Raw genomic sequence first — 15,440 nt, forward strand, 5'->3', positions numbered from 1 at the left:
GTGTCTGCAATTGTTTGGCAGAAATGTGCAAAGCTTTTGGAAGAAGAATATCCTCCCCCACAATTTAATACTTGGTTACGGCCTCTACAAGCTGAACTGCAAGAAAATTGCTTAATTCTTTTAGCGCCCAATAAATTTGTTGTTGAGTGGGTTAAAAAGAACTTTTATACACGTATTAAGGAATTAGTGCAGCAATTTGGGGGAGATGTAATTTCTTCGGTTAGTATCGAGGTAGGAACTAAAGTAGCTCAGCCTGTTATTGTTGATAAAGTAACGGTTTCTGAGCCGTCTACTATTAATTCTAAAGTTCCCTCTAATAAAACAGCTGATTATAAAAATAGTTATTTAAATAAAAAATTTGTTTTTGATAGTTTTGTTGAAGGTAATTCTAACCAATTAGCGCGTGCTGCATCCTTACAAGTTGCTGAGCGGCCTGGTGATGCTTATAATCCTTTATTTATTTATGGTGGCGTAGGTTTAGGAAAAACACATTTAATGCATGCTATCGGCAACGCTATCTTAAAAAATAATCCTGAAGCTAAAGTTCTTTACTTACATTCTGAGCGATTTGTGGCTGATATGGTTAAAGCATTGCAAACTAATTCCATTAACGAGTTTAAACGTTTTTACCGCTCTTTAAATGCACTATTAATTGATGATATTCAATTTTTTGCTGGTAAAGATCGTTCTCAAGAAGAATTTTTTCATACATTTAATGCTCTTTTAGAGGGCCAACAACAAATTATTTTGACCAGTGATCGCTATCCTAAAGAAATTGAGGGAGTAGAAGAACGCTTGAAATCACGTTTTGGATGGGGATTAACAGTTGCTGTAGAGCCGCCAGAGCTTGAAACTCGCGTAGCTATCCTTATTAGTAAAGCTGAGCAATCCAATATTGAATTACCTTATGAAGTAGCTTTTTTTATAGCTAAGCGTATTCGTTCTAATGTTCGTGAATTAGAGGGTGCCTTGAGAAGGGTTATTGCTAATGCCCATTTTACGGGTAAACCTATTACTATTGATTTTGTACATGAAGCATTACGTGATTTACTGGCTCTACAAGATAAATTAGTGACAATTGAAAATATTCAAAAAACAGTTGCTGAATATTATAAAGTTAAGGTTGCAGATTTATTATCAAAACGCCGCAGCCGCTCTATTGCCCGACCTAGACAAATGGCTATGGCATTAGCTAAAGACTTAACAAATCATAGTTTACCTGAAATAGGTGATCACTTCGGTGGTAGAGATCATACAACAGTTATTCATGCGTGCCGAAAAATAAAGGAATTAATCCAAGTTGATAATGATTTTGCTGAAGATTTTAAAAATCTTATGCGTATTTTATCGTCTTAATTGAGAATTATTATGTTTGAAATTGCTATTCCTAAGAATGAATTACTTCCGCGCTTATTAATGGTAGCTGGGGCTGTAGATAAACGGCAATCATTAGCAATTTTAGCTAATATTTTAATTACGATTAAACAAAAGCGCCTAGTATTAACTGCTACCGATTTAGAGATGGAAATATCTGCTTTTCTAAATTGTGACGAGTGCTTGATGGAAGGTGAAATTACAGTTCCTGCCAAAAAATTTATTGATATAATTCGTTCGCTTGATGAAGAAGCTATCCCTACCATTAAATTGGATGAGAATGCTGTAGTTTTAAAAGCGGGACGTAGCAAATTTAAGTTGGCTACATTGCCTGCTGAGCAGTTTCCTAATAGTGATCAAGAACAGCCAGACATTGAACTTACTTTACCAAGAGCAGAATTACTTTGGTTACTGCAATCAACCCATTTTGCAATGTCACAACAAGACGTTCGAGTTTTTCTAAATGGATTATTATTTGAATTGGAAGGTAATGCTATAACTACAGTAGCCACTGATGGGCATCGTATGGCAATCTGTAAACATTTATCTCAGCAAACCTTTCCAAGTCAGCGCCTATTAATACCTCGTAAGGGTATTCAAGAAATGTTGCGCTTACTTAACTCTATCAACGATGAAACAATTAGTGTTATTGCTGGAAAAAATTATTTTTGTTTAATTACGGAAGATTATAAATTTAATTCTAAATTAATAGAGGCTAGGTTTCCTCCGTATATTAAAGCTATTCCCACTAATAATGATAAATTTACTTTAATTGAAAAAGATTTACTTAAACGTTCTTTACAACGAATTATGATTCTTGCTCATGAAAAGTCACGAGCAGTTTTGTTACACATACAATCTAGTGGTGTTACATTGGTTGCGAATAATCAAGAAAAGGAAGAAGCAACTGAATGGTTAGAAGCAAATGTTGATGGGCAAGAACTTAAGATAGGAATTAATGCTAGTTATCTTTTGGATGTTCTAAATATTTTGCCCGGTAATTTTGTTAGATTATCTATGTCTACTACCGATCGAAGTATTTTAGTTGAATCTTTAGAAAATGAACAGTATCAGTATATTATTATGCCTATGAAATTATGAAGCTTAATGATATCCACATAACTCATCTTCGTAATATCTTATCAACAAAAGCAACCCTTCATCCACATATTAATTTTATAACAGGTAATAATGGCAGTGGAAAAACGTCTTTCTTGGAAGCTATATACCTGTTAGCTAGCGGACACTCTTTTAGAAGTCGTGAGATATCTGCTTTAGTTTCGCATTTACAAGATAAATTAGTTGTTTTTGCTAATACATTTGATAATCAATATATAAGTATTCAAAAAGCGATACGTTCACCTACAATAGCTCGTATTAACGGCCAACCTTGTTTAAGCAGCAGTGAATTAGCTTTTTTTTTACCTTGTCAGGTTATTTATCAAGATATATTTCAAATTATTGATGCTGGACCTGCTGTACGCCGTAGTTTTTTAGACTGGGGTTTGTTTCACGTGGAACATTCCTATCATGCTATGTGGAAAGAGTATAGACGAGCTTTAAAGCAGCGTAATACTTTACTAAAAAAAAGGGCTATAAATACTGAGCTAATCCCCTGGAATAATATACTTTCATCTCTTGCTGAACAGTTAAATAACTATCGCGAAAATTATTTTTTAAAATTATTAGAAACATTTAAAGTTATTTTGGCAAAATTAACAGATTTTGAATGTCTGCTAAACTATTATAAGGGATGGGATAAACGTAGCGAAGGTAAAGATTTAGCATCTATTCTTAATGCAAGTTATGAAATTGATTTGGCCCGAGCTCAAACACATTATGGTGCTCACCAAGCTGACTTGCTTATTACTAGTGATGATATTAAAGCAAGACATTTTCTTTCTCGCGGGCAGCAAAAAATGGTTTTATTTGCATTGAAATTTGCACAAACTGCTTTGCTTGAGGAACCTTGCATTTATTTAATAGATGATTTTACATCCGAATTAGATGATGTACACTTACAGCGATTATTAAATTATATTGTTGCCAGTAATGATCAATTTATTATTACCTTACGGAAAGAGTCGCGAATAATTAAACAATTTAATTTTCCTCATCAAGTTTTAAATATTAATCACGGACAAATTGATTTAGTTGAGAAATAAATTAATGTTTCACGTGAAACGCGTAAAAAATTGTGAAGATTGAATTGTAAGCAAGTGATATAAACCCTATCTGAATAATGATATAATCACTTTTTGGTAAAATGTATATTAGGTAAGAGGATACTTATGGCCGTTGATGCTAGTTATGATTCGTCTAATATCAAAGTATTAAAGGGATTAGATGCAGTAAGAAAAAGGCCTGGAATGTATATCGGCGACACGGATGATGGTACAGGCTTGCATCATATGGTGTTTGAGGTAGTCGATAACTCAATTGATGAAGCATTAGCAGGCTATTGCAAAGAGATTTTTGTTACTATTCATGCTGATGAATCAATTACTGTTAAAGATGATGGCCGTGGTATTCCAGTAGATATTCATCAAGAAGAAGGCCGTTCAGCTGCTGAAGTAATTATGACGGTATTGCATGCAGGTGGAAAATTTGACGATAATTCCTATAAGGTTTCAGGTGGATTACATGGTGTAGGTATTTCTGTCGTCAATGCTTTATCAGAAGAGTTACATCTAATTATTCGTCGTGACGGTCAAGTTCACGAGCAGCACTATCGCCATGGTGTTCCAGACGCGCCCTTAGGTGTAACTGGCAACGCTACTAATACGGGTACTCAAGTTTGGTTTAAACCTAGTGCAGAAACATTTACTAACATTGAGTTCCATTATGATATTTTAGCAAAACGTTTAAGAGAACTTTCATTCTTAAATTCTGGTGTTTGTATTCATTTGCTCGATGAACGTACCCAACGACGTGATACCTTTCGTTATGAAGGCGGTATAAGAGCATTTGTTGAGCACCTTAATCGGAATAAGACACCTATTATTCCAGTGGTTTTTTCATTTACTGCAGACAAAGAGGAAGTTGTAGTTGAGTTAGCGATGCAATGGAATGATTCCTTTCAAGAAAATATTTTTTGTTTTACTAATAATATTCCCCAACGGGATGGTGGTACCCATTTAGCTGGTTTTCGCGCTGGCTTAACCCGGACTCTCAATAATTATATTGAAAAGGAAGGCTTTGCAAAAAAAGCAAAAATAACCACAACTGGAGACGATGCTCGAGAAGGGCTTACTGCCGTCTTATCAGTGAAAGTTCCAGATCCGAAATTTTCTTCACAAACTAAAGATAAACTTGTTTCATCAGAAGTAAAATCAGTAGTTGAGTCACTAGTAGGTGAGAAATTTCATGATTTCTTACTAGAAAACCCGGCTTTTGCTAAAGCAATTGTTGGTAAAATGATTGATGCTGCTCGGGCCCGTGAGGCTGCTCGCCGAGCTCGCGATATGACAAGGCGAAAAGGCGCATTAGATATAGCAGGACTTCCAGGCAAATTAGCAGATTGCCAAGAAAAAGATCCAGCGTTGTCTGAATTATATATCGTGGAAGGAGACTCTGCAGGAGGCTCTGCTAAACAGGGTCGTGATCGCAAATTTCAAGCTATTTTACCACTGAAAGGTAAAATTCTTAATGTTGAAAAAGCGCGCTTTGATAAAATGCTTTCTTCTCAAGAAGTAGCTACATTAATCACTGCATTAGGTTGTGGCATTGGTCCAGATGAATATGATCCTGATAAGATTCGCTATCATCGAATTATTATTATGACCGACGCGGATGTTGATGGCTCCCATATTCGTACTTTATTACTAACCTTTTTCTATCGTCAGACTCCTGAGCTTATTGAGCGGGGTTATATTTACATTGCACAACCTCCGCTATATAAAGTAAAGCGTGGTAAACAAGAACAGTATGTCAAAGATGATGAAGCTTTATTTGCCTATTTAACGCAAAGTGCGCTTGATAATGCTGAGCTATATCCAGCTAAAGATGTACCTTCAATATCAGCGAGAGCTTTAGAAGAGCTAGTTTTAAAGTTTAGACAAACCGAAAAAATCATTAGGCGTCTGTCTAAGCGTTATAATGACGTAGTACTTAATCATTTAGCTTATTTACCTAACTTATATGGGCAAGACTTTAAGCAAAAAGATATGATTGCGGATTGGGTGGCTCAATTAAATCAATATTTAGCTAATATAGATAATAAAACAATGCAATATCGCGCTGAAGTTATTTATCAAGCTGAGCAAGAAATCTATTTACCACAAGTCACTATTACTCAACATGGAATGGAAAGCTCTTTCATATTTAGTACAGAGTTTTTTGGCTCTAAAGATTATAAAGAAATAATTCAATTAGGTTCTAAGTTAAGTAATTTAATTGAGGAAGGTGCTTATATCAAACGCGGTGAAAAGACTTTTCCAATTAAAACCTTTGCTGAAGCGTTATTATGGCTTATGGATGAAGCAAAGCGTGGCCAATCGATCCAACGTTATAAAGGCCTTGGTGAAATGAACCCAGAACAACTTTGGGAAACCACCATGGACCCAACTGTTCGGCGTATGTTACAAGTTAGTATTGAAGACGCTATTACAGCGGATGAAATATTTACAACGCTTATGGGAGATAATGTTGAACCACGACGTGATTTTATTGAAAGTAATGCGTTGGAAGCAGAAAATATTGATGTTTAATAATGTGTATTCGCTAAGTAAAAAAGCCGCATCCTTGCGGCGGAGCACATCCTGTACTTGTCCCTTGTCTTTTGACTTCCTGTCAGACTATCCATGTCATCCTTTATTGACAAGTATATGTATTCTTAAGAATTTAACCTAAAGTTAATTGCGCTTTAAATTGTAAGAAATATCTCAAAAATAGGGTGGCATGTGCTTGCTTGTATAAATAATAAGAGGGAAAGCTTTTAAAGCCAAAAGTACTTAATAATTTTTCGTTACATTATGACTTATTAATTCAGATTTAAATGACTACCATAATTATAATTTACGGATTAACTACTGTTGAAACCAATAATTTGCTAAAGCAGTATGTCGGTAATGGTTAAGATATTTTTGAAAAAAAGCTTGAGCTTTTTCATGTTGTTCTGTCTTTATTAAACAATATAAAAAAGATTGAGTATAAATTTCATTTTGCGCATCACTGCCACCTAATCTAAAGCAATCTTGAATAGCAGGCTCCATTATTTCATAAGCTTGTTGATAATTATTTTCTGCTAAGTATTTAATGCCGTGACATAGAGGTAATGCTATATCCTGCCATAAAGTTTGAGTGGGCTTAGAAGTAAGTGTCGCAGCATAATCTTTTATAGATTTTAAAGCTTGATTAGCTAACTCATTTTTACCTGCCCGAGCAAGACAATATATAAAATGAACATTATTGAAAGCAATATAGTGCTCGTTTGGGTGATCACCTAAGTATTGGCTAATTTCTATAAAATAATTATTCTTTCCAAGGCCTGCCAAATCCATACGCCATAATAAAGAAATAGCATCTAATTGTTCTAAAACTAAATTAGGCGTCGCTCCAAAAATATCTGGAAAAAGCTTTAAAATTTCTTTCTCATTACGATTTGCTAAATGAAATAAAGCAAGATGCCAAGTATTGTGACCTTTTAAAAGAGGTAAAATAGTTTTCCAGGATAAAGACAATTTTTCTAAACAGCTAATACCTCCCTCTATATCATTTTCAAATAAGTAAGCATGCGCTAGCGTATGATGCGCCCATGGAACAACTAATGGGGTTAATTCAATTGCTTTCTGAGCAATTTTTTTTGCTTCCTTATAATGCCCACATAGCTCTTGGGCAAATGAGTAGCTTGCTAAAAAAGCAGGATCATTTTGGTTATGTTTAAGGCACTGCTTACATAGGTCTAAAAAACATTGGTTTTGATAGGATTGGCCAGTACAATAAAAAAGCCACTCAACAAATTTTAAAGCCAAAACATCTTTAGGAAATAGTGCAATAATACTCGTAAAGATAGTAATTGCCTGCTCATAATCTAAATTTGCCCAAGCGCAAACTGCATAATAAGTTAATCGCTCACGTAAATTCGCATCATGAAGCTGATACTCGGCATTGCGTAAGATTTGTAGTGCTATATTAGTTGCCGTATCTTCTTGTGCATAAAGATAAAAAGCAGCTGCATAGATTTGCAAAAGTAAATTTTCGGGATAATCATTTGCAGCCTTAAGAATAACCTCAGCGTTATTGCCTGAATTTAATATTTGATCGTTAAAATAATTAATCACATCAATGACTTGGTTTGAATCAGTTGTAACAGTTAAATCTCGCTGGGTTTTCATAAAGTATACTTAATTATTGAATATATAAAAAAGGATAGCAGATAAACTATCTTATAATTGTTGTTATACTTGTTTTAATTTAAAACATGGTAATTTAAATATTATTTTGCGATAATATGCTTTTATTTGCTGTTTATTTTAACTATTAAATTCAAGTTTTAATTCTTTTATAATTACTGCTTAATCGCAATTTATAAGTTTACCATACTTGCAGTCATAGCCATTTATAGCGTCCGCCTAACCTTAACCAAGCGCAAATGCGAAAAGAGGGAGCCATTAAGGCAAGTGAACTTACAGAGCAATATAAAGTTAACTTGGTAACGTTATACCTATGGCATATAGATATAGTTTTATGGTTATAAAACTAACCTTTAAATTTTAGGTAGTGGTCCTTTATGATGATATCCAATGTTGAGCAAAAATCGCTTACAGAGTTTACTGAAAAAGCTTATCTAGATTATTCTATGTATGTAATTTTAGATAGGGCTTTACCTCATATTGCTGACGGTTTAAAACCTGTGCAAAGACGAATTGTCTATGCTATGTCAGAGTTAGGTCTTAAAGCCACCTCTAAGCATAAAAAATCAGCACGTACTGTTGGGGACGTGTTAGGTAAATTTCATCCCCATGGTGATGTTGCTTGTTATGAAGCAATGGTGTTAATGGCTCAGCCTTTTTCTTACCGTTACCCCTTTGTTGATGGGCAAGGAAACTGGGGCTCACCTGATGATCCTAAATCCTTTGCTGCTATGCGTTATACGGAAGCTAGATTATCGAGTTATGCAGATTTATTACTATCTGAATTGCAGCAAGGAACAGTTGACTGGGTAGATAATTTTGATGGTACGTTAAAAGAACCTTCTTTATTACCAGCAAGATTGCCGAATGTATTATTAAATGGTGCAACTGGTATTGCTGTAGGTATGTCAGCAGATATACTGCCACATAATTTAACTGAAGTAGCTAATGCTTGTACTTATTTGCTGGATCATCCAAATGCAAGCTTAGACGCCATCTGTAAACATATAAAAGCACCTGATTTTCCGACTAATGCAGAAATCATTACTCCAAAAAAACAAATTCGTTTAATGTATGAGACAGGTACTGGCTCTATTAAAATGCGGGCTGTTTATAAAGTAGAACGTCATCAAATTATTATTACAGCATTACCCTATCAAGTTTCCGGGGCAAAAGTAATAGAGCAGATTGCCACACAAATGCAACAAAAAAAACTGCCTTTGGTAGAAGACTTACGAGACGAGTCTGACCATGAACATCCTACACGTTTAGTAATTATTCCAAAATCTAATCGGGTCGATATTGAAAGTTTAATGTTACATCTTTTCGCGACTACGGATTTAGAGCGCAGCTATCGTGTTAACTTTAATATGATTGGCTTAGACGGTAAGCCTAAAGTAAAAAGTTTATTAACCATTCTAACTGAATGGTTAAGCTTTCGTTTAACTACGGTCGAGAAGCGTCTGCGTTATCGTTTAAATAAAGTATTAGAACGTATTCATGTTCTTGAAGGTTTACTTATAGCTTTCCTTAATATTGATGAAGTTATTGAAATAATCCGAGAAGATGAAAATCCTAAAAAAGGATTAATGGCGCGCTTTAACTTAAGCGAACGACAGGCGGAAGCAATTCTTGAAATAAAACTACGTCATCTAGCTAAACTTGAAGAAATAAAATTGAAAGCAGAGTTGGATGAATTATCAAAAGAACGAGATTCTATTCAATCTATTTTAGACAATGAAGATGCGTTAAAACAATTGGTTAAAAATGAAATTATTGCTGATCGTAATAAATATGGCGATAAACGAAAATCACCTCTAGTTGAGCGAAGTGAAGCGCAGGCTTTAAAAGAAACTGACATTTTACCTAATGAACCAATTACCGTTGTTCTATCGGAAAAAGGTTGGATTCGAGCCGCAAAAGGTTATGATGTTAGCGGCCGAGATTTAAATTATAAAGCAAATGATGCTTTTAAAACTCAAGCGAATGCTCGTACAAATCAACAAATTATTTTTTTTGATAGTGAAGGAAAAGTTTATACTTTACCAGCCCATGTTTTACCTTCAGCACGTGGTCAAGGTGAGCCTTTAACAGGGAAACTTAACCCTGCTGATGGCGTAACTTTTGAGGCTGTTATTGCTGGTGAGCCAGAAGATCATGTTTTAATTGTTAGTGATGCTGGCTATGGTTTTATCGCTCAATTAAGTGATTTATATGTTAAAAATCGTAATGGTAAAGCATGCTTAAAATTAACGGCTAATAGCTTAGTTCTAACTCCTCGTTTTGTCAGCCAGCGTGAAGCTTTAAGCGTTGCATGTGTAACCAATACAGGCCGTTTATTAGTCTTTTCAGCAGAAGAATTACCTCTTTTAAATAAAGGTAAAGGCGTTAAGTTAATTAATATTCCAAGTGCAAAGGCAAGCCTACGTGAAGAGTATTTAATAGATGTGCAAACCTTAGGCAACAAAGATCTCTTAACGGTGCATGCAGGAAAGCGCCACTATACGCTTAAGCCACAAGATTTAGATCACTATCGCGGGGAGCGTGGCCGTCGCGGTAATTGTTTGCCCCGGGGCTTACAAAATGTAACTGCGCTGCGGGTAACTGAGTCCTAGATTTAGTTACTGTCTGCAACGTATTATTATTTAAATGATACATATAAATGATAAGCTAAATTATTCTCTTAATAGCTCCGCTAATAGTTTCTTTTGTAATAAGGATAAGGAAGTTAGCGGCAGCGTTTCTACAGAAAGTGCTTTGTATAAGGGTAAGGTCGATAAATACTTTTGTGCTTTTAAGTGTTTTACTATGGTATTAACATCTCCCCTAGCAAGAGGGCCAGTAAGTGCTGTTGATAAATTGGCTGCATCTTGAATGTTAGCAAGACTGGTGTGCATTAAACGTGCAATAATAGGTTTAGCTTCTTGCTCTTTAATTCCTACTTCCTTAAACAGGTGTAGAGCTTGCAGAGCTAAAGTAACTAAATAATTAGAAGCGAAGACCGCTGCAGCATGATAAAGCGGTTTTTTATCAGGCATTATAGTAACAAGGTTAGCGCCTAAGGGTTTAAAAAGCATAGATAGTACTTGCGTCGCTTGGTTATCTCCTTCAAGCGCGCAGTCACAATTATTAAAGCTATTTTTATCTAATGTATCAGCTCTAAATGCTTTTAAAGGATGCAAAGAAGCAATAAAACAACCTTGCGCCTGCAATGGTTTTAAAATATCAGAATTTAAAACGCCACTACAGTGAACTGCAATACTTCCAGGTTTAATAATTTTTTTACTAGCAAGTTCTAAAACAATTTCTTCAATTACATCATCTGGTGTTGTAATAAAAATAATATCTGCTTGTGGTAAATCGCTTAAATAAGCAACAGCTTTCCCGCTATTAAGGGTTGAGCAGGCTTGGTTAGCAGTTATAACTTGCTTATTAAAAATTGCCTTTAGCAAATGTCCTGCTGAGCTTAAGCTAAGAGCAAGGTTTTTTCCTAAGCGTCCTGCACCAATTAGATTAAAATGTAGGGGCTGCATGTGTTGAAAGACCTTTGAGCTAGTTATTATTAATTATTCTACTCGTTTGTTTAACTTGCATACAGATTTTTTTTTGACTATCTTTAAAAAAAATTCTAGGTTAATAAATGAAATGACTTTAAGGATGAAGTCAGTAATTAAAAAGATACTTATAATTATACTTTTTTTAAGTAATCATAATTATGCAGAAACCACTTCTGCATTAAAAAGAACTATTACTTTTCAAAATTATTGTAGTTATCCCGTTTGGATAGCACTTACGCCAACTTATATTGCAGGAAATAATAAATTTTGTCGTAGTAATAGTGATTGTTTGCGTAACGCTTCCTGCCTTAATAATCGATGTGTATACCCAATTCCATTACCTAGAGGTGGCCAAGTAGGCTCACCATGGAAATTGCAAGCGTTTGACCCATTTAATTTTGATAATTCACAAACACAGGCGCAAGTTGAGGTATCGCTACAATATTCTATTCCTAATTTTAATCTTCCCTATAGAGGCAGATATCAGTATATAGCTAATATAAGAGCTAGAACTGGATGTAGCTTTGTTAAAAGAGATAAAGATAAGCGGGTGTTAGTTTGTGAAACGGGAGAATGTTTGGTTGATAGGAATAATGGTTGTATAAGTGAGACTACATATCCAAGTACTCAAGCTAAACTTGTCTTAAATCATAACAAAGTTGATTTCTATGATCTTAGCTTTATTCATGGTATTAATGTTCCCATTGGTATTCAACCGGCGGATAATCCACCACCAGCAGAACCTAGCATTCATCAAAATCCTCTATTTTGGTGTGGCAGATTAGGATTTGCTGATGCTCGCAGTATCTTTTTTAATTCTCAATTTAACGCGCCAAATTGGTTTGGTTGTAATTGGCAATTTAATCCGCCGTCTTTACCTGTTTATCAAGGTTATAGTAGTGAAGTGTTTTATACAGTAGTTAAATATAATGTGCCTATTAGATCTTGTTTTTCCTCCAATGATTGTTTAGAGGAGGAGCGTTGTGGTTTTAGTCATTATGATTTACATAAAAATCGTGATGCTGTGCCGCACTGTGGTAGGCCGATTGCTTTTACAGTTCTAGCTAATATTTGTGCCGCCACTTATGACCAAGGCGCTATTTTACCTAAAAAAGCATTAGGCTGTTATAGTGAACCTGGAAATATTGATGCCTTCCGAATGCAGGCTTATGCGCTTTGTGCTTTACCACCAAATGCGCCTCCAACGCTAACAGCCCCGTCTAATTGTTATGCAAAAGGTAATAATTTACCTAATCCGGATTGTTGTGGCTGTATTAATTGGAGTACGCGTGTTCCATTAGAAATGAACAGTTTTTGCCAAGTTGGTGATGTAGTAGCAAGACAGCCTAACTTCTGGCAAATTTATATACGCCCTAAACTTGAATGGCTTACTGAGTTTTGTCCTATTGGCTACCTTTATCCTCATGATCAAGTCCATGCGAGATTTAAGTGTGCTTCTGTAAGAGAACCAGATGAAAACAGCCCAAATTTCTTAAATTATGTGGTTACCTTTTGCCCAGATAAACAAAATTTATTTGGTTTGAGTAATGATAAATTGTAATTAAATTTTACAAAAAATTAACTTAGTATAAAATACATTTACAGATATACTGCGATCTCTTTCCTAAGAATGTAATAATTATGTTGTATATAATTAAAGGAACTAGTGACAAAATTTATAAATTGTTCGGTTTATCAGTGTTGCTAGGCAGTGGCACAAAAAGCGCTGATATTGCGAAAGATGTATTTCGTACCTTATATTTTGGTGACAAAGAAAATTGTCAATACCATATCAAAACTTGGCTAGATGGAACTAAAAGCAATCATAGTTGTTATAGTCAAGGAAATATGTCTGCAGGAAATCTATTTTTTATTTTTGGTTCAGAGCCCTTTATTAAAGAAAATGACGAATTAGAAAACTATTATCTGAATAAAGTGAACCTTGCTTTTGCTTTTGTAGATCAAAATAAAGAGTTAAATGGTTTAAGCCTATACTACCGCAGAGATGATCCAACGAAATGGATGATTGGATTAATTAAAAATACAAATTTAATTCCAAGTAAGCGCCAAGTTTATATCTTAACTAGTGTTAATCCAAAATCTTTCGTTAAAGATGAAAAATTAGGCACGCAACATTTCATTTCAGCTACTGAAAAAAATAACTTTGTCGAAACTTTAAATGATCCTTTTTTAGCTAAGTTTATTAACTTTATTATTAAATCAGATGGCCAAATTGAAACTAATGCAGAGGTCATTGGCCAATTTTTAAATTATGTAAGCTTAAATAATGAATTTAAAGAAAATAAAGAGTCATTTTTATTAAAAGAATCATTACCAGTACTTTTATCTAATCAAGCATTGCAGGTAGCACAACAGCTAGATTTACAATTATCACTTTCTCAGATTAAGCAATGTTTAGATGAAAAGAGTTTACTTCCGCGCTACTTATGCCAATTAAGACAGTTAAATGTGACAGAGGCAAGAAATTTAGCAAGTCTATTGTTGTCTTTTGAAGAAGCTAAATTGATAGAGAAGTGGGATATTATTTTAAGCAATGAACAATTAGCAAAGTATTTATTAGAGGCTGCAAATAGTTTAACTGACTCTTTATTAAAAGATGCTTTTAGTGATGAATTCATTGATTCATTGCTCTTTATTATTAACCAAGATGTATTTAACTTTTTTTATGAAAAAATTAATAAAGCTGGAGGAAAGGCAAAAGATATTTGGAGTAACCTAGCTTATTTAAGTCAGCTAAAGTGGGAATTACCTAAGGAAGTATTTAAAAAAGAAGTATTGTGTCAATTAATATGTTCTATAAATGACATTTCTTCTTTAAAAACATTGTTAATTGCAGCGAATGAAATAGATTTAAATTTAGAAAATATTTTTAACCCGTCTACATTTGCGCAATTTTTAATAGATGGTTTTTATATAAGTCATGTACCTTGGCAAAAATTAATTGAATTAGCAAGAATGTGTCAAACTAAGGAGCAGTCAGAGGTTTGTCATAATTTAATTAAACTAGGATTAAGTCTAGAAACGATTGAGTTTTGGTTAGCTGCTCCTGGAATGCATTCTATCTTTGCCAACTTATTTAAATATGAAGCAGATAAGCAAGTTATTCTTACAACACTGGAACTTTTAAAGAGTAAGCCTTTTAATGGAATAAGTAAGATACAACGTAATTTAGAACTATTAAATTTAGCTGAACTATCTATTGCGCCTATTTTAAAAGACGATACAAAAGGCAAACAGCTCTTGCAGATAATGCATTTAATTGCCGGACAAGATAAAGCATTGCAACTAAAGCTAGTAAAAATAGCGTATGGGGTTATTACCACTGATCATGTAGAAGATTTAAAATTTGATTTTAATAATATTTTAAAAAATGAAAAAAATACTCTTTTTATATATCAATTTCTTGCTACGCTGCGAATAATAAATTCATTAAAAACTTTATTTCCCGCTAGTAAAGACATGTTAAATTTATTAACGCAGTCAAGTGAAGAGAGGTTACTATTTTTAAAAGGATTAACGACTCTTGAAAATGAGTGTCATAAAATTAAAAAAAGATTTAAACAAGATTTATCAAATAACTTAGAGGTAATTGAGCAGGCAGATAGAAATTATCGCCAGAAAATGTATTTAATAATATTCAACCAAATTAGTAATCCTGCCCCAAAAAACAAATTACTCACTGAAATTAAATCAGCTGAGCGAGATTTTTTAAAAATTGTGGACGTTGACCAGCGCCCATGGCTAAGATATATGCTCGCTGCAATTGCGAATTCCGTAGCATTGTTATTAACAGCGGGAATAGCTAATATTTATCACTACCGGCAGTCGGGGGATATATTCTTTTTTCAGCGAACTGCAGCTGGTGAAGCAATTAAAAAGTTAGATATTAAAATTATGGAGCAACTTAAACCTACTACGATAACTACTTAATAAGCCATCTCACCATATTACTACAATACCTTGATTCAACTCAGGAGTTTTCATAAGGAATCTAATGTTTTATTAATTTGATGATGTAATAATTGTTGTTAAGAATTTACCATCATTTTTATAAAAAAGTGCTAATATCATTATTACAATGAGTAAATTTAAGGTATTATTTTTTAAGCACATTTAATCTAAAATAAACATTGGT

The 15,440-nt window shown here is 34.1% G+C and carries 9 protein-coding genes; 7 read left to right on the top strand and 2 right to left on the bottom strand.

Features of this window, described 5'->3' with window-relative positions:
- The 4 genes from dnaA (at position 1) to gyrB (ending at position 6,083) form a co-directional block, all read left to right on the top strand.
- Positions 1–1,356: a chromosomal replication initiator protein DnaA gene (gene dnaA, locus ACNVED_RS00005; protein ID WP_419419726.1), complete on the top strand. Its 1,356-nt coding sequence runs from the start codon at positions 1–3 to the stop codon at positions 1,354–1,356.
- Positions 1,357–1,368: 12 nt separating this feature from the next.
- A complete protein-coding gene (dnaN, locus tag ACNVED_RS00010; RefSeq protein WP_419419727.1) occupies positions 1,369–2,475 on the top strand; it encodes a DNA polymerase III subunit beta in 1,107 nt (368 codons plus the stop codon).
- On the top strand, positions 2,472–3,539 hold the full coding sequence (gene recF, locus ACNVED_RS00015; protein ID WP_419419728.1) for a DNA replication/repair protein RecF: 1,068 nt from the start codon (positions 2,472–2,474) through the stop codon (positions 3,537–3,539). The genes dnaN and recF overlap by 4 nt, the downstream gene beginning before the upstream one ends.
- Positions 3,540–3,665: 126 nt before the next feature.
- A complete protein-coding gene (gyrB, locus tag ACNVED_RS00020; protein WP_419419729.1) occupies positions 3,666–6,083 on the top strand; it encodes a DNA topoisomerase (ATP-hydrolyzing) subunit B in 2,418 nt (805 codons plus the stop codon).
- A 318-nt stretch (positions 6,084–6,401) separates the two neighbouring features.
- Here gyrB and ACNVED_RS00025 read toward each other — a convergent pair whose 3' ends face one another.
- A complete protein-coding gene (locus tag ACNVED_RS00025; RefSeq protein ID WP_419419730.1) occupies positions 6,402–7,709 on the bottom strand; it encodes a tetratricopeptide repeat protein in 1,308 nt (435 codons plus the stop codon).
- 395 nt (positions 7,710–8,104) lie between these two features.
- Here ACNVED_RS00025 and parC point away from each other — a divergent pair, with 395 nt between their 5' ends.
- On the top strand, positions 8,105–10,342 hold the full coding sequence (gene parC / locus ACNVED_RS00030; RefSeq protein WP_419419731.1) for a DNA topoisomerase IV subunit A: 2,238 nt from the start codon (positions 8,105–8,107) through the stop codon (positions 10,340–10,342).
- A 60-nt stretch (positions 10,343–10,402) separates the two neighbouring features.
- On the opposite strand, the gene ACNVED_RS00035 is transcribed toward parC, so the two are convergent.
- A complete protein-coding gene (locus ACNVED_RS00035) occupies positions 10,403–11,260 on the bottom strand; it encodes a Rossmann-like and DUF2520 domain-containing protein (RefSeq protein ID WP_419419732.1) in 858 nt (285 codons plus the stop codon).
- A gap of 124 nt (positions 11,261–11,384) precedes the next feature.
- Between ACNVED_RS00035 and ACNVED_RS00040 the strand changes: the two genes are divergently transcribed.
- Both ACNVED_RS00040 and ACNVED_RS00045 read left to right on the top strand, forming a co-directional pair.
- Positions 11,385–12,845 carry a thaumatin family protein gene (locus ACNVED_RS00040; protein ID WP_419419733.1) on the top strand — a complete coding sequence of 487 codons (1,461 nt, stop codon included), beginning with the start codon at positions 11,385–11,387 and terminating at the stop codon, positions 12,843–12,845.
- Positions 12,846–12,925: 80 nt separating this feature from the next.
- Positions 12,926–15,235, top strand: a complete 2,310-nt coding sequence (locus tag ACNVED_RS00045; protein ID WP_419419734.1) for a hypothetical protein — start codon at positions 12,926–12,928, stop codon at positions 15,233–15,235.
- Positions 15,236–15,440 lie beyond the last annotated feature (205 nt).

It is taken from the genome of Legionella sp. D16C41, assembly GCF_048541585.1.
Taxonomy (GTDB): Bacteria; Pseudomonadota; Gammaproteobacteria; order Legionellales; family Legionellaceae; genus Legionella_C.

Bases quoted from the DNA above. Each gene is read 5' to 3' on its own strand.
- parC (WP_419419731.1), top strand. From the start codon at position 8,105: ATGATGATATCCAATGTTGAGCAAAAATCGCTTACAGAGTTTACTGAA.
- ACNVED_RS00045 (WP_419419734.1), top strand. From the start codon at position 12,926: ATGTTGTATATAATTAAAGGAACTAGTGACAAAATTTATAAATTGTTC.
- recF (WP_419419728.1), top strand. From the start codon at position 2,472: ATGAAGCTTAATGATATCCACATAACTCATCTTCGTAATATCTTATCA.
- ACNVED_RS00035 (WP_419419732.1), bottom strand. From the start codon at position 11,260: ATGCAGCCCCTACATTTTAATCTAATTGGTGCAGGACGCTTAGGAAAA.
- ACNVED_RS00040 (WP_419419733.1), top strand. From the start codon at position 11,385: ATGAAGTCAGTAATTAAAAAGATACTTATAATTATACTTTTTTTAAGT.
- gyrB (WP_419419729.1), top strand. From the start codon at position 3,666: ATGGCCGTTGATGCTAGTTATGATTCGTCTAATATCAAAGTATTAAAG.
- ACNVED_RS00025 (WP_419419730.1), bottom strand. From the start codon at position 7,709: ATGAAAACCCAGCGAGATTTAACTGTTACAACTGATTCAAACCAAGTC.
- dnaN (WP_419419727.1), top strand. From the start codon at position 1,369: ATGTTTGAAATTGCTATTCCTAAGAATGAATTACTTCCGCGCTTATTA.